The organism is Emticicia sp. C21 (assembly GCF_003418935.1).
Classification (GTDB): domain Bacteria; phylum Bacteroidota; class Bacteroidia; order Cytophagales; family Spirosomataceae; genus Emticicia.
Genome location: NZ_QVMT01000001.1, coordinates 251,233 through 271,252 on the forward strand (window position 1 = coordinate 251,233; position 20,020 = coordinate 271,252).

Consider the following 20,020-nt stretch of genomic DNA (forward strand, 5'->3'; position numbering starts at 1 on the left):
CAGCAATAATCGAATGCGTTCTTAAAACAGGAGCTTAGTGGATAACTAAACTCCTGTAAAACTCATTCAGTCTATTTTTATTTTCTTGCTTTATTATGGATTAAATTCCCGTTCACCTCATCATTCGTTTCCATTTTGCTTAAGCGTGCATCCATTTTTTCAATGATATTTCTCAGCCTTTGGTTTTCAGTTTGTATGTCTGCCAATTGTTGTTTTCCGGTCGACACATCTGATGTATGCTGCTGAACTATCTGTTTTAACTGACTATTCTCAGCCTGCAAATCTGCCGTGCGTTTCTCCAGAGCCTGCGAGAAAATAAACAATAGTCCATCCATATTGATAGTGCTTACAGTTGTGTCTGTACCAATGGTCCCATATTTATCCTTACCAAAGGCCGCAAAGATTTCCTGCGCCATCGGGCCATAGAAACGCTCAGGTTTTGCAGATTTCTGACCTTTATAATTCCATGAACCTAAGCGAAGACTTCTTAATCTGTTCAAAAAAACTTCTCCATCTGCACCAATAAATCTCTCTTTACGTGTTGAGTCACTGATTGCACTCCAGGCGGTTTGGCCATTAGCAATCATGACACCTGTACGAGGATTACCACTACCGCTGGTAAGTAAATAATACCCATTTTTGAAACGGGCTACGAATTGGTCTGTTATACCGCCTCCGGTTACCCCTTCGTTATCCGGATCAGAGTCGCCTATCATAAATACGCCCTTAAAACCATTGGCGTTCATCAGACTTCCCATTACTGTAGATTTGTCACCACTTGCGATAGTCTTATATCCGGTGGCCAATGAAATGTCTCCATTTGCTAATGTTTCACTGCCTAATGCAGTAGCAGTAGGCCCCGATGCTCTGGTATTATTCCCAAAAGCAGTTGAATAATCACCAGTGGCTCTGGTGAAAAAGCCCGCGGCAATGGAAGCTGCGCCTTTGGCTGTTGTAGAAGCACCTAAAGCAACAGAAGCCAAGGCCTCGGCTTTGGCACCATTTCCTATGGCAACCGAGCCGTCGCTAGTGGCCTCTGTACTAACGCCTGCTGAAAAAGAGTTAGGCCCACTGGCAATTGTATTTTTTCCCGCAGCTAATGAACTGTTTCCTTTTGCCTGAACATTATATCCCAACGCTACAGAATAGAGACCACTGGCAATAGCAGCATATCCTGCGGCAATGTTTGCGGTATTCTTTGCCATTGAATTGATTCCCAGACTGATAGAGTATTCGCCTGAGGCGCTTACATCTCTACCCATTGCAACAGAATAGGCTCCCTTTGCTTGTGGATTAAATCCTGTTGCAAACGAAAAAACTCCAATACTGTCTGCGTACCAATTGTTTAAGTTATCAACTGTACCAACCCTGAAAGCTGAGCGGGCAGGTAACCACATTAAGCGCGTACCTGCTTCATTTATAGGTACCGGAGATACAGGAGAATTATAAGCTACCTGAGTAGGATTTTTTGACCAGAAACCCCCTGTATTGGTATTTTGTATTTCATTACCGGTTCCGGCCAATTGCCAATAGTTAGTTGAGCCATTAGTTATCTCAGTCCATACACCATTTTGTCTGTACCAATAGCTTTGGCTACCTGTATCAAAAACCAATGTTCCATTAGTTGGGGTTGACATAGCAGTTCGTTGAGCAGTAGTCATTTGCGGCAAGACTAATCCAGGTAATATTTCAGTGCTTTGAGCATAAGCGAGATTAGCTATACAAATCAGAAGAATAGTAAATTTTTTCATAGACGGCAATTTTATTTAAGATGTTTAATTCCTGATACAAAACTATAGCCGCCCAAAATGATTATAAAAAATACCTGATTGAAGTGCGAAAAGAGTCCAATGAATAGCGAGAATCTCATAACTGAGTTGTCAGAATGCCGTAATTTAATTGTTTTAATTAAATTACGGCAGGCATAAAACAAGTCAGGCATACTTCTACATTTCAAGAGAAGAGATATATTCTTTTAGATTAACTATGTGCACTTCTTATCTCTAAATCCTTTGCACTTCTATCCTCTTTTCTAAATCAATTTCCTGAATAAAATACTGGTCATGAGAAATAACCAACAGCGTGCCGCTGAAATTTCTGATAGCTTCTGTGAGTACCTTCTGGCTATATACATCCAGATTATTGGTAGGTTCATCCAATATTAGTACGTCAGGCGTATTATTGCTGATAGCCAGACAGCATAAGAGCAGTTTCATCTTCTCGCCCCCACTTAAGCCTGCACATTTTCTATCCCATACCTCATGTGGAAATTGATGATAATGCAACAGCATTTTCAGCTCATGCTCGGGAAGACGACGTTTATTAAATTGCTGTGTCTGCTCAAAAACTGTCTGTTGATTATTAATAATGGAGTAGTTCTGATCGATATAGAGGTATTTAAACTCTGCCCGATAAACTTCCCCTATGGATGGTTCCAAAATTCCTGTAATTAATTTCAGAAGTGTAGTTTTTCCTGAACCATTGGCCCCTTCAATCCTGATTTTATCACCAGAACGAATCTGAAAAGATAAAGGAAAATGCCAAAGTAGAGCATCTGAATAGCCATAATTAACCTCTTTAGCATCCACCAGAATTTTACCCTTATGTAAATCAGATTTTTTTAAGTCAATTTTTAATACTTGCTGCTCCTGTATCTGCGTCCGAATCTCGCGCAGGTTGTTACTGATTTCATTCATTTTCTCTTGCTGAATGCCCTTTGCTTTAGCAGTACTTACTTCAGCTTTGCTTTTGAGATTACCCGCTACTATTTTGGGTAAATTCTGTTTTTGCCCATGTGATTTACCCCTTAATTCTTGTTTCTGGCGTTGTTCAATCAACTCTCTGGCCTTTTGTTGGGTCTGTTTGAGTTTTTTTTCCTTTTCACTTAATTGAACTTCGAGTGCCTCTAGTTTGGTTTCCTTTTGTGCTTTATAAAAATCATAATTGCCTCCAAAAGTCTCAACTGCATTCTTGCTGAGTTCAAGCGTTAGGGCAATTAGATTCAGCAAGGTTCTGTCATGACTTACTAATAAAATTGTCTCTTTGCTTTTTTTGATAAACTCATACAACAACTCACGACTTAGTATGTCCAGATGATTAGAGGGTTCATCAAGCAAGACAATACCGGGCTCTTGTATCAGTATACCGGCAAGAAAAACTTTGGTTTTCTCACCCCCACTTAGCAGGTGCATAGGCTGATGAAGCGATAAATGTTGCAAATGCCAATAGTCAAAGGCGCTTTGAGTGCGTTCTTCAATCGTCCAATCGTCATTTAATAGTGTAAAGTTGTCAGCAGAGGTATCCCCCTGCAAAATAGCTTCATAGGCATTTAGCTTGTGTTCGATGCCCAATGCTTGGGCAATGCTAAAATCATCATACTGCCCCAAGTGTTGCGGCACATAATAGGGTTTCTCACCACATACAACTTCACCTGCTGAAGCTTGTAATTGTCCGGCTATGATTTGTAATAAGGTTGATTTACCTATGCCGTTACTGCCTACTAATGCCGCTTTTTCGCCTTTATTAATAGCAAAACTGATATTTTGAAACAGGGTTTCCCTGTCAGAGTGTATATAGGATAATGATCTGATAATAATACTCATAACTCAATGTATAAAAACTGTAAATCCAGTGTTAAACAGTTTGTGAAAAATAAAACAGGAAGAACCAGACAATTCACAAAGGTGTATGTCTGCTGAAAAGCCTCAAAAGGCCTATGAATGAGAAGGTATTACATGATTACTAAGTTTGACCACAACACATAGCAAAGCGTTGCTGGCGAATTGACAATGAGATTTATCAAAACATTCCGGTTTGGAATCCATGAGAGCCAGAGTGCTCTCAAACTTAGTATCTTACATTGAGTATGGTTTTATTTTGATGCAAAGGTATAAAATTTGCAAAAATTTTGCAAATAGTTAGTCTTAAGAGCATGTTGGTGTCCACACCTTGAAGAACTTAAAAGCTTTAGTGTATTCATCTCTTGGACAAAAAACAATACAAATCTCCTGGTTATTTAAGGCTGACTCTGTAATTACTACATGCTTATACTCATTTTTTGCATTTTCCAATTCTTTGAGATTTACCTTACAAACTACTTTTTTGAAAATGCTGTTAATCCAGGTTTGCATATCAGCATCGGTCTCATATTTTTGTAACAAGCCAACGAGGCATGCGCAGTAATAACAGGTACAAAATTATCGGTTACGTCATCATTGATTAAAATATACATTTTCATACGCATGCCCTTTTATGTGGCAATACAAATATTCCATTTCAAAATGAATCTAATAATATAATACCAATCTTATAATTTTGATTTATTTCTTCGGCAAAATCCTTAATTTTACGCCAACCTCTTCAATCACCACTATCTTAGCTTTTTTACTTATGTCTGATGCAAGCGCAATTGATATTGCCCAACCCTCACCACTTTCGAAACCTGAAAAAATTATTGCCACAGTTTTTCGTTGGACACGGATTTTACTGATGACCACCGTATGGGTAAGTGCCGGACTTTTTGGCTTTTATATTCTGGCTTTTTATGCTTCAGCTTTGTATCAAGGCAATTTAGGACGATGGAATGAAGTCCTACCCGGACTGTACGACAAAACCACACAAAAGGCTACAATGGGTATTGGTTTACATTTTGCTATGGGTGGCATCATTCTGATATTGGGGAGTATTCAGCTGATTGATGCAATCAGAATCAAATACCTGACTTTTCATCGTTGGGTAGGGCGAATTTATGTAGTTGCTTCTATATTAGTAGCCATTGGTGGGCTTACATTCATTGTAATCAAAGGTACTATCGGTGGCCCGGTCATGAATGTTGGCTTTGGTCTATATGGCATTTTAATGTTAGTAACAGCCATTGAAACCTATCGACATGCTGTTGCTAAAAACACTGCAACACATAGAGCCTGGGCTTTACGTTTATATGCCTTGGCCATTGGTTCGTGGTTATATCGTATGGACTATGGATTCTGGTTTCTTCTGGCCGATAAAGCAGGGCATAACAATACATTTACAGGCCCTTTTGATTATGTAATGGCATTTTTCTTTTATCTACCTAACCTGCTTGTAGCTGAAATATTCATCCGTTCACAGAATACCCGTAAAACCTCTTTATGGATCAATTTGATTTTTACAATAGTTTTATTAAGTATGACTGGCTTCTTACTTTTAGGAACTTATTATTTTACTAAGTTCTATTGGGGACCGGCCATCGTGGAGTGGATATTTTAAAGCGAAAGATATACGCTAAGCAACAATTCATCGTCTACGATTGTCAATCTCTTAACAAAATTATCAGTCTTTCATCAGATTAAAAAAATAAGCGTATATTCAACGTTTATTTTATCTGGCCAGACAATTTATGAAGCGTATCTCTCTATGTATACTTTTTCCTCTGCTTTTAGTTCATCAGCAACTAATGGCACAAAATAAATCAGTAACTATTGATACCCTTTTAAGTCGATTAAATCAGAAAAACCTCTTCAATGGAGCCATAGTTGTCGGTCAGCGGGATAGTATTCTATTAAGCAAAGGATATGGATACGCCAATTTTTCAAATGCCACTCCCTTTACTTCTGATATGCCAGCAGACGGTGGGTCAATAGCAGAAACCCTGACGGCTACCGCAATTCTATTATTGGCCGGGCAGCAAAAACTCAGTCTCTTAGATTCAGTCCAACAATACATTCCTGAGTATCCTTATGCAAATACTCAAATCTGGAATCTGCTGACACATAGCACCGGAGGTTTGCCCGACTACAGTTATTATTTCGAGAAAATACCTGCCTCTTATGTGCTAAATGTCAAGACAATTCTTAGTGTTTTGAATGAGCAAAAGCCTGCCTTACAATACAAGCCATATACCAACTTCAGCTATGATAGTCCGGGTTTTGATATAGCTGCCACTATTGTAGAGCGTGTCACTGGAGAATCCTATCAGACCTTTCTGAGTACCAATTTCTTTGTTCCACTTAAAATGAATCAATCTTTCATAAGACCTCCCCTACTCAATCAATGGCCCGGTGAGAGAATAAAAGGTTATAGTTATGAAAATGATGCTTTAGAATTAGCCGATATTAGTGACCGAGAAGGCTTTTATGGCGGAAGTAATATCTGGTTTTCGGCCCAGGATTTATACCGCTGGGGTAAGTCTTTTTATCATCAACCTATTCTCGACGAATCGCTTATCAACATTATTACCTCCTGGGTTTCTATTCAGGGTAAGCTATCTCAATTGCGTTTAGGAGGTTGGTATCAGGGAAGAAATGAACATGCCTATTATTATTGGGGTAGCGTTGCAGGATTTTATAGCTTCGTTTACTGGGATGCTGCGCAGCAATTCACCATCGCTTTTGTGAGTAATACCAATATACCACAGTGGGTCAGACCCCAGCTTACCTCTGATCTGATAGATATTATGGAAGGCCGAAAAGAACAACCAATAGTGGAGCCACAATCCGAAAAAGCGCAGATGCAATCCATCACCGGTAAGTATACAGTAGATAAAGTTGGTCCTGTTGAAATCTTTCTGAAAGACAATTCCCCTTATCTCCGACTACAAAATGAAATGGAGTACAGAATCTTACCCGTCGATGACAAGACCTTTTATGCACCTGGCCTGGACCCATGGATTTCGTTTCATAAAATGCAGGGATTTCATTTCCAGAGTTTGCTTTGGCACACAAGCCATTCACAATCGGTAGGAAAACGGGTGAGTGAGGAAGTGAAATAAGCAAAAACACAAATGGTAAACTATCATCAGGCCCGAGAGATTGCTGAAGGACAAATTAGCCAAATGAATGCATTAAATGGCGCAATCAAGGTAGCACTTCTTGAAGATTATTTTGTACAGACACCCTTCCTTTAGATTTTCTTCTACCAATCAGAAAAATTTCTTAAAACCGGAAAGATGAGTTATATGCTTGGTGGAAACTCCCCATTTCTTATTGCAAAAACTGATGGGAGTATCTTTCGATATAGTACCGCGCATAGTGAAGAAGAAATGATAGAGTTATATGAAGAAGAAAACCTAATCTGGCAGTTATTTATAGTAGATGAAAGCTTCAAAGATTTACAAAAAATGAGTTCTTTAAGAAAAACTTTGGGTTGGTCAATGCATGAGTTAAATGAGCGAAGGAAACAGGATAACCGATTAGTGAATAACGGAAGCTATAAGAAACTTTTATCGATTCAACAGGTTTTACAAGAAAACAATATCCAGACAGAGATACGCGTGAGTAAAGCATATGAAGCTCTACTCAAAATTGATAAATCTGCTTAAAATATCAATAGGCTTCTAAAAGTCTATTCCTAACGCCAGGCTTGTTTTCTAAAGCACCGATTTATTGACGCCAATAGGTATACGTAAATTTAAGTAATAAATTTTGTTCTTATGTGGATTCAGTAGTTTCTAATTTAAGCCGATTTTCTATATAATTCCTGCTTCCTTGATTCATACATTTCTACAAGCCCAAAGTCATATACATGCTCATCAACCAGTTCTAATTGCTCCAATGTCATTGCACTAGATATAAAATTAGCAATGCGTTGTAGTTCTCTTTCTTTGCTTGTCTCTTCAGGGTCGGCATTATCAGCCTGGTTATCGATGTACTCTATCTCTGTACCTTCTACATTATGGATGACTGATTGGTCGGTAATGACTGCCTTTTGCATTTCAACAGAAAGAGGTGCATCACCACTATTTAGGTGCAACTTTGTGACTGTCTTCAAAGCCATCTTGTCAAAATCCTCAGTCCATAGACCTTTTCCATTCTTAAAAGTCTGTGAATATCGTTTGCCGTGTCGATGCACTGAATCTGCATCCATAAAAAAAGTACTTTCATAGCCATTCAATAATTTAAAATTACTGGCATAGCCAATTACCTTATCGCTTATTTTCTTATCCCATTCAAAATGAAAACCCTGAAACGATTCATCGTCAATCTTTTGTCCTTCATATACTATCTTGGCATCAAGTGTCCGGTATTGTCCGCTCCTGATAGCCAATTGTTTAAAACCTTTATAGCCAATCAGAAACTGTGCTAATTGCCTGCCGCTTTTTCTGTCGTTATAGGGTACCAGATAGGCAAAACCCAGGTTATTGCTTAAAGGTAAATCTAAAGTGGCTGCTGTAGCTGCAGCATGATACACACTGGTCGGGTCTGCTCTTTTCAGTAATTCATTGCTGGCTACAATTTGTAGAACCGAGGTCATAAACGCAGGAGCCCTTTTACCTAATAATTCCTCAAATTTCTGTTTTACCGAAGTTTTACCAAAAAAATCTTTGGTCGTTAACTGTTCTGACATATTTGCTTAATCTGTTATAATTTGGGATTGTTTTGCTGCTAGGAATTACCTCCGGCACATTATAATTCTGAGATATAAACACTAATCTCATAGGTCTGATTTATAGTTAAAACCAGATTTCAGACATCATAGTATTATCGATAGAAGACTATCATTAAACGTTTTAAATACCCTATTTATTGAGCATCAATCGTCTTATAATTTTCTATTGGGATGTTCTAAAAAAACACCTCCTCCAAATGGAGGAGGGTTTGATGGTCCCCCTAAAAATACTAAACCTATAAACTATTATGATTGAATAAAATGACCTTAAAAATCATTATTACATGAACGAATTCAGCCACTTTTCAAATCTTATTCCTGACAAACCAATAAAGTCACAGCAATCAGTACCCTCAAAAAATACCTCCTCCAAAACGAAGGAGGATTTTAATCTATTTACTAAACGTGTTTAACATACTCCATTTTTAGGAAAACACCTCCTTCAAATGAAGGAGGGTTTTGCCCTATCTATCCTAACCTTACTAAATAAGCCATTATCAATGTGTACTATTCTTTTTAAAAACACCTCCTCCGAGTGGAGGAGGGTTTCAATCCTTCTATTCTAACCCTAAAAATCAATATATGAATAGTCACAGCAATCAATATCCCGAAAAAATACCTCCTCCAGATAGAGGAGGCTTTTCTGATTAAATATTAGTCATGAAATAAATGCATCTTAAATTTTTTGATGCTTTGGTTAAAAACACCTCCTCTAAACAGAGGAGGATTTAACACTACATACGCATCAATAAAAATTCTCCAGTTACAATATGATTCATTAAGCCTAAATCTTTCGACAATAGGTAATCGTGCAGCGGATTTCAAATCGCGCTGTAACTATTGACTAAGCTATTATTACTTTGAGTCGTGGGATAATTCCCTGTTATCGTAATCAGATGTAGTCCCTCATGTCATTCTATATTCCATTTTGGATACCTTAGTTTGAAAATGTCAGAATTGAGTAAGTGTGGACTTTACATAAATTGACATTTCAAACTAAGATTGTTGCAAAGCATTTACATTTGCTTTAATTGAGTAATATTTTTTTGTCGTGTGGATTCAGTTTTTTTCCGAATCTTAAAAAATTTGTTGCACAATTACGTATTTTTAGTACTTTTGTTTTGTAAAAACTTATTTGTTCGTAATTAGCATGACAAAAATAGCGAACAAGTTCATATATTACAAACAAAAAGTGAAATTTATTTTTATTCTTTAAATTTAAACATACAATGACTATTGGCATACCTCCGGTGAGTGGGACTGAAATCAAGAGTTTTCGAAAAAAAAACAAGCTTTCGCAGACAGAGTTCGCCGAACTTGTTGGTGTATCTATGCGTGCAGTGCAGTTATGGGAAAGTGGAGATAGAAACGTATCAAGTCTTGCCGAAAAGACGATTCGAGAGGTCTTTCTGAATTATAAGAAAGCAGGAATGGAGAATGCTTATATAAATAGTAGTGGCAATAAATTTACCAGTAATAATGAGGGCGATTTGATTGTAGAAGTACCTTTGCTCACTACTGAAGCCTTTGCCCGTTACCTTGATGAGCTAAGTGACGCCGGCACTTTTCAGTATGAAGAAAGAGTACCTTTTGTTGTTGATAAAATAGATAGAGGGCATTTCCTGGCTTTCCGGATTTCAGGCGATAGTATGAATGGAGGTAGAATAGATGACACTCCTGATAGAGCTACTGTTTTAGGAAAAGAACTGCCCATGGATTTATGGATGGATGGCTTTGGAGAATCAAGGTTTGGATGGATTATTTTAACCAAACGCAATGTATTATTTAAAGACATTATCGCTTTTGATCGGGAAACAGCTACTATCACCTGTCATAGTCGAAATGATAGCCCTGAATACTGTGATTTTGTACTATCTCTTAATGATGTGCATAAGATTTTCAAAGTCCTAAAAAGAACGTTTTAGTTGCCGGGTGATTTTGATAATTACCTGTAATGGTAATATAAACATTCTGTTAATACCATGTGTTTTAATAGTCTATTAAAAACCATTTATAAAAACAATACTATGAGCAACCAACCTACAAAAATTACAGTAGTGGCAACTATCAATGCCCCAATTGAAAAAGTATGGAAAGACTATAATACACCTGAATCTGTTAAAGAATGGAATAATGCCTCACCTGATTGGCATACACCAAAGGCAACTAACGATTTTAGAGAAGGCGGTGAATTTTGCTATACAATGGCAGCTAAAGATGGAAGTTTCAGCTTTGATTTTGGTGGGGTATATGATAAGATTGTAGAGAACCAGTTGGTTGAATATACTATCGGAGATGGCAGAAAGGTAATAGTTATGTTTTCAGATAATGGTAGTTCAACAGATGTAGAAACTATTTTTGAGGCTGAAGACCAAAACCCGGTTGAAATGCAACAGCAAGGCTGGCAGGCAATTTTGAATAATTTTAAGGCTTATGCGGAGAAAAGCCTTTGATAGTCTTGAACTTTGATTTGCCCGCGCGATGTCCGCTGATTAATTGATTTCTCTGATGGAAGTCAGTTGAATAATTTCAATCAGATAAATCAAAGTTCAAGACAAAATTTTTATTTCTTCTCCACCTCCCTGGCTATCACCCGATAAGTATTATTGAGATGCATTGTATCGCCTTTGATACTTAGCTCATCGCCTATTTCCCATCGCTTATAATTTGTTCCCATATTCGGAATAGAAAAAATCGCTTCAAATTTCTCACCATCCTTATCTTTTAAAGTAGCTACATACCCATCTTTACCATTTTCAATGCTTTCAATTGTGCCGCTAAATGAGTCAGGTGCAGGTTTAGTACAAGAAGCTACGGCCATCATGAAGGCCATCAATAAAATTCCGAAGATTGTTTTCATTCTCAATTTGTGTTTTTAGTATTTCTCTTACAACGGCTATACGTTAGAATTAGTTTGTGACCTGAAGTTTAAAATAATCCGCAAACAAGATAATAATTTGGACATTTCTAAAATGCTAATTTAATTGCCCAATCTATCTAAATATAACTCTAAATCACCCCAACACCCTAAAAACCAAATCTTCCAGATACGCAGCAACATATGCCGAGGCATCTTCGTCGTTTTTTACGTCTGTCAGACGCTTGAGATGAGAACTGAAAAACTGCTGATTATGAGAAGTTTCAATCAGCATACTACTCAGCGAATGAGGATAGGGATACTCTGAGTCAAGTTCCAGAATAATATTGGCTATAGTATTGCATAAATCCTTAAAGGGTTTAAATACCTCCGCCTGATTAATTTCCTTAATCTCTTTTACCAGATACCCCTTACTGCTCTCGGTAATAACAATTTGATTCAGATAAGGAATATCATATTTCATCTTGCCGGAGTCGATAGGCATTTCACGGGTAAGTATTTCTATTATTTTCCTGATTTTCTGTTTTGAGTCACCAATATTCTTCAGCTGAAACATTACCAGATACTCCAGATAACTCCAGTACCAGTTCAGAATATAAACTAATAATAAGTGTTTATTCTTAAAATAGCGGTAAATACTCGCTTCCGTAGTGCCTATTTCAAGCGCCAGTTTCTTGAAAGTAAAATGCTCATAGCCAACTTCGTAGATTAATTCTATCGCTTTTCTTACGATTTCTTTACCAAGTTCACTACTTTCGGGATCTCGAATATATATTTTATTATTTACGCTAAAATTTAGCTGATATTCCATGTTAAGAAATTTTAAACAAAAGTAAAAAATAATAGTGACTATACAATATTTAATAACATTACATCTTTTAATAATAGTATTACTATCATAAAAAAAAGTTTTAGTACCTTTGCAAAAATTATTAAAATCACATGCCAGAAAATCATGCCGTCCACCCCTTTATAAGAATAGTAAACCTGCTAAAGCTTGATAAACAAGACATTAGCGCATTATATTTCTATGCCATTCTGGCCGGAATTATTCAGTTGGTATTGCCACTTGGTATACAATCAATTATCAATTTTGTGATGTACAATACGGCATCTACTTCATTAGTAGTGCTTATCTGTTTGGTTATTATCAGTGTTTTCTTTGTCGGTTTTTTACAGATCAGTCAAATGAGGCTTAGTGAAAAAATTCAGCAGAAAATCTTTGTTCGGTATGCTTTTGCTTATTCAGATATATTGCCCAAAATACGCCCGGAGGCTACAGAGGGTTATTATTTACCAGAAGTTACCAATCGTTTTTTTGATACGCTAAATTTACAAAAGGGTTTATCAAAATTATTACTTGATGTACCTACAGCCTTTATACAGATTCTTTTTGGTATTCTCTTATTATCATTTTATCATTCTATCTTCATCGCATTCGGAGCATTACTCCTACTAATTGTCTACCTGATTTTCAGGCTTAGCTCAGAAAAGGGTCTGGAAACAAGTTTGAAAGAAAGCGATTATAAATATAAGGTGGCTGCCTGGTTGCAGGAAATCAGCCGCACGCAGAATACTTTCAAAAACTTTGAATATACTCAACTGAATATTCAGAAAACCGATGAATATACCCAAGGCTACCTCCAGAACCGTACCCGCCATTTTGGTATTCTGGCTACGCAATATTGGAGTTTAGTAGTATTTAAAGTAGTCCTCACAGCAGCGATGCTCATTATTGGCTGTATACTCCTACTCAATAATCTTATCAATATCGGTCAGTTTATTGCAGCAGAGATTGTAATTATCGCCATCATGGCATCGGTCGAAAAACTGATTACCAGCATTGATATTGTATATGATGTATTAACAGCCGTTGAGAAACTTAACAAAGTGCTGCAAACACCAACTGAATCAAATGGGAATCTGGTACTTAATACAAAAGGGCCACTACGAGTAGAATTTAAAAAAGTGGATTTTTCCTACACTGCCAATAATATATTACTTAACAACATTTCGTTTCTTGTTGAGCCTGGCGAAAAAGCCCTTTTGAATAAAACGGCCTCGGGTGCAGGTACAAGTACAATTCTGAAATTAATTAGCAATAACTTATCGCAGCATACAGGAAGCATCCTCGTGAACGATATTCCAGTTGATAATTATGAGATGTTAAGTTTTCGTAAAAATGTCAATTATCTGAGTGGGCAAAACGAAATCTTTAACGGTACTCTTTGGGAAAATATTACGATTGGGAACCCTGATGTAAAACCTGAAAACGTTAACTATTTAATTAAGGAATTAGCCTTTAATGGATTTATTGAAGAATTTGAGAAAGGTTTTGCGACCGTTTTATTCACCAAAGGTGCCAAATTACCATCGCATCTGGTGCAGGAAATTCTTTTGCTACGAACATTCGTACAGCCTTGTCAGTTAATGATTCTTGATGAACCATTTAAGAGTCTGAACAAAACTAAACGCCTGAAAGTAGCTGAATATATAAGCCGCTTGCCAATGACAGTTATCGTTGCTGCAGATCAGGACGGAATCCAGACATATTTTAATAGAATTATAGAACTGAAGTAAAATTTAGTGAATGAGCGATTGAGTGATTAAAAAATAAGTTACTAACTAATCACTACATCTCTCCCTCACTAAATTACTAAATAGATAGATCCATGAAATACATAGATACAGTTTTTGAACAGGAAGATTTAAAGAAACAGCCTAAATCGTTTCGTGACATTTATTTTATCGACCGGCAAAGCAAGATAAAATATTGGGTATACGCGCTTCTGGGTCTGATAGTTCTGGCTGCTTTCCTGCCCTGGACTCAGAATATTAAGAGCCGTGGAAAAGTAACTACGCTTCGCCAGGAACAAAGACAACAGGGAGTTTATAGCGCTATTACCGGACGGGTCATACAATGGTATGTAAAAGAAGGAGATATGATAAAGCAAGATGATACCATTGCCCGCCTGCAAGAGGTAAAAGTAGAGTATCTTGATCCTAACCTAATTGAGCGTACCCGCCAGCAGATTACTGCTAAAGAACTGGCTAATGAAAACTATATGAGTAAGGCTAATACAACCAATGAACAGACAAAGGCCATGGAGGAAGCCCAACGCTTGAAAGTAGCTCAGATAAACAACAAGATATCTCAAACAAGAGCTAAAATACAAGCAGATAGTATGGAAATGTTGGCGGCAAGAAATGACTTTGCCATTGCCAGTGAGCAGTTGAAACGCCAGAAACAAATGTATGATCAAGGGTTGGTATCGCTCACCCAATACGAGCAAAGAAATCAGGCCTATCAGAATTCTTTGGCCAAACGCACCGGAAGCGAAATTAAATTCATGAATTCAAAGCAGGATTTAATTAACCTTTCGTTGGAGTTGAATTCTACGAATCAGGAGTATATTGAGAAAATTTCTAAAATCAGAGGAGAACGTTTCCAGTCGCTTTCGCAAATTGCCAGTGGAGAAGCCGATATTGCCAAGCTTGAAAACCAATACAATAGCTATAAACTACGTAACGAGTTATATTATGTAATTGCTCCACAAAGCGGACAGGTTACCAGAGCCAATAAAGCAGGTATTGGCGAAATTGTGAAAGAAGGTGAAGAATTGGCACAGATTGTGCCTGACCAAAGTGCTATGGCCATTGAGATATTTGTAAAACCACTTGATATTACCCTATTGCAGCCAGGCAGAAAAGTGAACGTCATTTTTGACGGATTTCCGGCCATTGTATTCAGTGGATGGCCTACGCAATCATATGGTACTTTCAGAGGAGTTATCACGGCTATCTCTAATAATGTAGATGCGGCCAGTGGTAATTTCAGGGTATTGGTAAAACCAGATCCTACCGAAAGGCCATGGCCGGTTGGTTTACGTTTAGGGACAGCAACAGATACTTTTATTTTATTGAAAGATGTACCCCTGGGCTACGAAATCTGGCGAAATATCAACGGTTTTCCACCTGAATATTATGTTCAGCCAAGTGCTGATAAATCGGCGAAGAAATAATTTATGTGAAGTGATTTCTCATTTCATAATCAATTGAGTTATATTAAGTGCTATGCAATGATTAAAGTTGATAAATATCTCAATAATCACTCATTCACCGCAGCACCGGCCACTCAATCACTAACTCACTCCATTTGAAAACATGCAAAAGTTACTGCCTTATATACTTACATTCCTCAGCTGTGTGTCACCTGCCTTAGCACAGGAAAGGCTGGCCTATGACGAGTTTATAAATATTGTCAGGAAATTCCACCCTGTGGCACAACAAGCCTATCTTCAAACCGACATAGCCAAAGCAGAATTACTGAGTGCACGTGGTGCTTTTGAGCCTTCAGTTTATCTGAATAAAAACGAAAAGCAATTCGACAGCAAAAACTACTATACCTACCTTACCTCAGAGCTGAAAGTGCCTACATGGTATGGTATAGACTTTAAGGCAGGTACCGAAAACAATCAGGGATACTATACCAACCCTGAAATAAGCAAAGGGCGTAGCAGTTTCGTAGGGGCTTCGGTAGCATTAGGTAAAGGCTTATTGATAGACAAACGCAGAGCGGCTGTAAAACAGGCACGAGAAATGGTGGCCTATTCAGACCAGGAACGCCGATTGATGCTCAATGAATTGTTATACGAAGCTACGGCAGCTTATTATGAATGGCAGAATGCTTTTTTTCTGAAACAACTGGCCGACAGTCTTTTACAAACCAACCAACAGCGTTATCAATTTATCAAAAACGGCGTAACACTTGGCGACCGTCCTGCTATCGATACGGTAGAAACGTTAGCGCAATTGCAGAGTTTTGAGTTTTTGCAAACCGAAGCGCAGCAGAACCTTAACAATGCTGGTTTTGAACTGGGCAATTTTTTGTGGCAGGAAAACGAACAGGCGTATCAGCTACCCACTTTTGTTCAACCTGATATTAGTCTCATCAACAGACCTTTATTACCGCTGAGTGATTACCTGAACGAAGCAGCCATGCACCCCAAATTGCAACAGGCACAAATAAAAAGCAATGTGTTGGGCATTGAAAGACAACTCAAATTTCAGAGTCTGCTGCCTACTTTTAATCTGAACTATAATTTATTAAATAAAGATTATACATTCTTTGCTGAGCCCCATCTTTTTCAGAACAACTATAAGTGGGGATTTACCATAGGACTGCCCCTATTTCTTCGTGAAGCTCGCGCAGAATATCGCAAGGCTAATCTGAAAATAACTCAGCAAACATGGGAAAACCGCATTCTATTTACGGAGCAACAAAACAAAGTAAATAAATACTTCAACGATGCAGTGCAACTACAGCGACAATTAGAGATTTACCAGCAAACAGTAAATAACTATCGCCGACTCTACCAGGCCGAACTCACCAAATTCAATAATGGTGAAAGCAGTTTATTCTTAGTCAATAGCCGCGAAAACAAACTCTTCGAAGCACAGCAGAAATTGATTTCTTTGCAGGCTAAAGTGGCTAAGGCTGTTGTGGGGGTTGATTATGCGACGGGGCGATTAGCTCAATAACAAGTTTATAAAGAAACCCTGCCTTTACTTGTTTATAAAAGATGTGATATTATTATTTTCTTAATTTCTAATAAGCAATTTCTTGACGTATTATTTATCTTATATTAATAATATCTCCAAGAATTTCTACTCTATCTTTGTAGTTATCTCAAAGAGAAGTTAAAATTTATTTCTTTTCGAAATCAGAATAAGCCCTTCTTATATTTTCAGAAATATTGCATTATTCAAAAAATAAATTTAATTATTCACTGAATACGATAAAAGAAATCGAAGATAATTATTTCATTTATTTTCTTTTTATTTCGTTTATTTTCTTTTATTTTTGTTTCAAGTAAGAAACAATGAAATAATTACTTCCAAAATTCTCCCTATGATTAACTATTTGCGGATTCCAACCATCTTAAGCTTATTTATCCTGTTTCTTTTTCAGCAGGCCAATGCGCAGGTTTCTTTCAAAGAAAAAAAGCCCCGAATTATCATCACTGCCGACCCGGAGCTTGATGATAACAACTCTCTGATACGTCTAATCTTATATAGTAGCGACCTAAATATTGAAGGACTCGTATACAACAGCAGTCAGTTTCACTGGACAGGAGACGGTAAAGGAACCAAATGGTCTATGCCCAACAGAGAGTACTCACGATTCGGACTTAATTTATGTCCATGTGAATCGTGGCGTTGGGCTAAAGGTGAGCGCTTCATTCACGATATTGTAGAGGCCTACGAAAAATCGTATCCAAACCTTAAAATCCATAATCCTGAGTATCCAGCGCCAAGTGTGTTGAAATCAAAAATCCGTTTTGGCAATATCAAATTTGATGGTGACTTTTCTGAAGATACACCGGGTTCAGAATTAATCAGAGCTGCTATTATGGATGATAAACCGGGTCAGTTATACATCACCGCCTGGGGAGGACAGAGCTCAATCGCCCGTGCCTTGAAATCAATTCAGGATCAATATGAATACACTACGCAATGGGATGCTATTAAAAAGAAAATTGCCAAAAAAGTAGTTCTTCTGCCATCCGGCGACCAGGACGATACCTATGCTAATTATATCAAACCTTACTGGCCCGAAATTGAATACCGCCAGTTCAGTAGTGGGCCTAACTATGGCTACGGCGCTCAATTGAGAGCCACTCCAACAAATGCATTTTATTTGACTACAGAGTGGATGAAAGAAAACGTATTGGACCGCGGTCCTCTTGGCGGATTATACCGTGTCTGGGGTGATGGCAAGCAAATGGTAAAAGGAGATATAATGGACTATTTTGGCGTAGCTGGAAAAACCACAGACGAGTTGAAGAAAATGGGCTATGTGGTGTGGATGCCCCCGCAAGCAAAAGGCTCATGGTTAGGCGAAGGCGATAATCATACATTTATGAATATGCTTGGCAATGGATTACGCGCCTACGAAGCCGGATACTATGGTGGTTGGGGAGGAGGTGCAGCCATGAGAAGAGATAATTTTGGTTTCGGATTGGCTGATACCAGTGCTACTGCCATGGCCACAGCCCTGAGTACAATGAATGACAGAATAAAAGAAAACCCTTTCCCTGATTTCTTTCCTCAAGCACAACGGGATTTTGCTGTCAGAATACAGTGGGCTGTAACTCCCAAATATGCGAATGCTAATCATTCACCTAATGTCAGGATTGAGGGCCCATTAGCTCTGGTAGCTTCAGCAGGAGGAAAAATACGTATAAATGGCTTTGCAGCAGACCCTGATGGAAATTCAGTTACTACTAAATGGTGGCAGTTCCAGGTAGGTAACTTCGCAAAAGGTGTAACAATCACAAAACCGGATGCGTTGCAGACAGAAATTCAGATACCAAAAGATGCTGAAGCAGGGCAAACCATACACCTTATATTTGAAGCAAACGATAACGGGACACCATCCCTTACCAAATATCAACGGGTTGTCATCTCTATAAGGAGGTAGACCTCGTCTCTTAAAGGGGATTAACTCACGTGCGGTAAAGTCGTCCTGTCTACTATCTCAGACAAGAAGACTTTGTCATAAGGAATATACATAGTTTACAATTCTACTAGTTTAAAAAATCCAGCCTGATTTTGATGAAGCATAGATAGCTTCGACAAGAATATTTGTCTTTACTCCCCTTTAGGGATCGGGGGCTATTGCTTTACTATCTTATACTTAAACCCTTTATCTCCATCCCCTAAAACACTTATTAAGATACTCTGTGCATCAATAGGTTTATACTGAATCTTTTTGGGAAAATCGTGGCTTAGGTTTTCAAATGAAAGTTGGTCTTCTACGGCTCTATTTAAAACAAAAGGAATGGTTTGCCCATTATTCTGATGTGGTACTCTTGCTTGATATGTAAGATTGCCATTAATCATTTTTATACTCAGGTATTCTGATACTACTTTCTCACCTGCTTTTATTTTATAAGAGTTTCCATTCAGTGTACCATCATCATTCTTTTTCCATACTTCGTAGGTTTCCTTATTCTCGGTTTTCCAGGTACCCTCTAAAAACTGAACCTGAGTAAGATTATCGTCAGCTACATTTGTGAATATTAAGACAAGAGTCAGGAGACAGATAAGTGTCTTCATTGTGCTAGTGTTTAAATTGTTTGATTAGAATCATTCTTCTATAGCAAAATTGGACTATCCTTTTAGATTTTCTTCTGTATTTGCCAGTAATGTCCAAACGGGTCTTTAATATTCCCTGTCTGTACCCATAATCATAATCCTGTGCCGGACTTATTTCACTAGCACCAGCCTCAATGGCCTGCGCCATTAGTTTGTCTACATCGGGCGCAAATAAACCAATCGTAACAGTAGTGCCATTATTTTTGTCAGGCGAGAAAAAATGCTTGTTTGCAGTTATTTCATGAATATGAAATAACATTCCTCCAATAGAAAACTCCACTACATGAATGCTGCCATCATCATTAGAAAAGCGCATTTGTTCTATTGCTCCAAATGCTTTTTCATAAAAAGAGACATCTTTTACACCATTATTGATAAAAAGTTCGGGAGCAAAAAATATGGTATTATTCATAGGTGATATATGTGAAACGATTAGATTGAAAGATCACGAATACCTTATTCAAAAATAAAAACAATTAGAATAAAAACCACTAACATAATCTTCAATTTTTGACAGGATTTTCGAGATAAAAGCATGAAAATCATTTAAAAATTTATTATCTCAGCTGTGTATTATGCGAAATTTGTCATTCCTCCTGAATCTTCAATACTTTCATT

General features: G+C 37.7%; 16 protein-coding genes. 9 read left to right on the forward strand and 7 right to left on the reverse strand.

All coding sequences use genetic code 11. The annotated features are described in order from the left end of the window. Window positions 1–77: 77 nt before the first annotated feature. Both D0T08_RS01025 and D0T08_RS01030 read right to left on the reverse strand, forming a co-directional pair. On the reverse strand, window positions 78–1,751 hold the full coding sequence (locus D0T08_RS01025; RefSeq protein WP_116980707.1) for a tail fiber domain-containing protein: 1,674 nt from the start codon (window positions 1,749–1,751) through the stop codon (window positions 78–80). 252 nt (window positions 1,752–2,003) lie between these two features. Next, the gene (locus tag D0T08_RS01030; protein ID WP_116980708.1) at window positions 2,004–3,602 is read right to left on the reverse strand and encodes an ABC-F family ATP-binding cassette domain-containing protein; all 1,599 of its coding nucleotides are present in this window, start codon (window positions 3,600–3,602) and stop codon (window positions 2,004–2,006) included. Window positions 3,603–4,389: 787 nt separating this feature from the next. On the opposite strand from D0T08_RS01030, the gene D0T08_RS01040 reads away from it, so the two are divergent. From D0T08_RS01040 to D0T08_RS01050, 3 genes are all read left to right on the forward strand, one after another. Next, window positions 4,390–5,247, forward strand: a complete 858-nt coding sequence (locus D0T08_RS01040) for a DUF2306 domain-containing protein (protein WP_116980709.1) — start codon at window positions 4,390–4,392, stop codon at window positions 5,245–5,247. A 187-nt stretch (window positions 5,248–5,434) separates the two neighbouring features. Continuing rightward, window positions 5,435–6,748 (forward strand): serine hydrolase, encoded by a 1,314-nt coding sequence (locus D0T08_RS01045; RefSeq protein ID WP_158561165.1) that lies wholly within the window; start codon window positions 5,435–5,437, stop codon window positions 6,746–6,748. Window positions 6,749–6,925: 177 nt separating this feature from the next. Beyond that, a complete protein-coding gene (locus tag D0T08_RS01050; protein WP_147322680.1) occupies window positions 6,926–7,297 on the forward strand; it encodes a hypothetical protein in 372 nt (123 codons plus the stop codon). Between the two features lie 134 nt (window positions 7,298–7,431). Here D0T08_RS01050 and D0T08_RS01055 read toward each other — a convergent pair whose 3' ends face one another. Beyond that, complete coding sequence (locus D0T08_RS01055; RefSeq protein ID WP_116980712.1) at window positions 7,432–8,322, reverse strand: recombinase RecT; 891 nt, start codon at window positions 8,320–8,322, stop codon at window positions 7,432–7,434. A gap of 1,271 nt (window positions 8,323–9,593) precedes the next feature. On the opposite strand from D0T08_RS01055, the gene D0T08_RS01060 reads away from it, so the two are divergent. Together D0T08_RS01060 and D0T08_RS01065 are read left to right on the forward strand one after the other, a co-directional pair. Then, entirely contained in the window at window positions 9,594–10,289 is a 696-nt protein-coding gene (locus D0T08_RS01060; RefSeq protein WP_116980713.1) for a helix-turn-helix domain-containing protein, read from the forward strand. Between the two features lie 102 nt (window positions 10,290–10,391). After that, the gene (locus tag D0T08_RS01065; RefSeq protein WP_116980714.1) at window positions 10,392–10,817 is read left to right on the forward strand and encodes an SRPBCC family protein; all 426 of its coding nucleotides are present in this window, start codon (window positions 10,392–10,394) and stop codon (window positions 10,815–10,817) included. Window positions 10,818–10,927: 110 nt separating this feature from the next. On the opposite strand, the gene D0T08_RS01070 is transcribed toward D0T08_RS01065, so the two are convergent. Both D0T08_RS01070 and D0T08_RS01075 read right to left on the reverse strand, forming a co-directional pair. Then, on the reverse strand, window positions 10,928–11,224 hold the full coding sequence (locus D0T08_RS01070; protein ID WP_116980715.1) for a hypothetical protein: 297 nt from the start codon (window positions 11,222–11,224) through the stop codon (window positions 10,928–10,930). Window positions 11,225–11,378: 154 nt separating this feature from the next. Beyond that, a complete protein-coding gene (locus tag D0T08_RS01075; protein WP_116980716.1) occupies window positions 11,379–12,053 on the reverse strand; it encodes a TetR/AcrR family transcriptional regulator in 675 nt (224 codons plus the stop codon). 131 nt (window positions 12,054–12,184) lie between these two features. Here D0T08_RS01075 and D0T08_RS01080 point away from each other — a divergent pair, with 131 nt between their 5' ends. From D0T08_RS01080 to D0T08_RS01095, 4 genes are all read left to right on the forward strand, one after another. Next, window positions 12,185–13,822, forward strand: a complete 1,638-nt coding sequence (locus tag D0T08_RS01080; RefSeq protein WP_116980717.1) for an ATP-binding cassette domain-containing protein — start codon at window positions 12,185–12,187, stop codon at window positions 13,820–13,822. A 92-nt stretch (window positions 13,823–13,914) separates the two neighbouring features. Beyond that, window positions 13,915–15,264: an HlyD family secretion protein gene (locus D0T08_RS01085; protein ID WP_116980718.1), complete on the forward strand. Its 1,350-nt coding sequence runs from the start codon at window positions 13,915–13,917 to the stop codon at window positions 15,262–15,264. A 142-nt stretch (window positions 15,265–15,406) separates the two neighbouring features. Beyond that, window positions 15,407–16,783: a TolC family protein gene (locus D0T08_RS01090; RefSeq protein WP_116980719.1), complete on the forward strand. Its 1,377-nt coding sequence runs from the start codon at window positions 15,407–15,409 to the stop codon at window positions 16,781–16,783. Between the two features lie 370 nt (window positions 16,784–17,153). Next, window positions 17,154–18,725: a DUF1593 domain-containing protein gene (locus tag D0T08_RS01095; RefSeq protein WP_116980720.1), complete on the forward strand. Its 1,572-nt coding sequence runs from the start codon at window positions 17,154–17,156 to the stop codon at window positions 18,723–18,725. Window positions 18,726–18,919: 194 nt separating this feature from the next. Here the strand turns inward: D0T08_RS01095 and D0T08_RS01100 are convergent, their stop codons facing one another. Together D0T08_RS01100 and D0T08_RS01105 are read right to left on the reverse strand one after the other, a co-directional pair. Continuing rightward, window positions 18,920–19,363 (reverse strand): DUF6265 family protein, encoded by a 444-nt coding sequence (locus tag D0T08_RS01100; protein WP_116980721.1) that lies wholly within the window; start codon window positions 19,361–19,363, stop codon window positions 18,920–18,922. A 4-nt stretch (window positions 19,364–19,367) separates the two neighbouring features. Beyond that, complete coding sequence (locus D0T08_RS01105; RefSeq protein ID WP_199538103.1) at window positions 19,368–19,814, reverse strand: VOC family protein; 447 nt, start codon at window positions 19,812–19,814, stop codon at window positions 19,368–19,370. Window positions 19,815–20,020 lie beyond the last annotated feature (206 nt).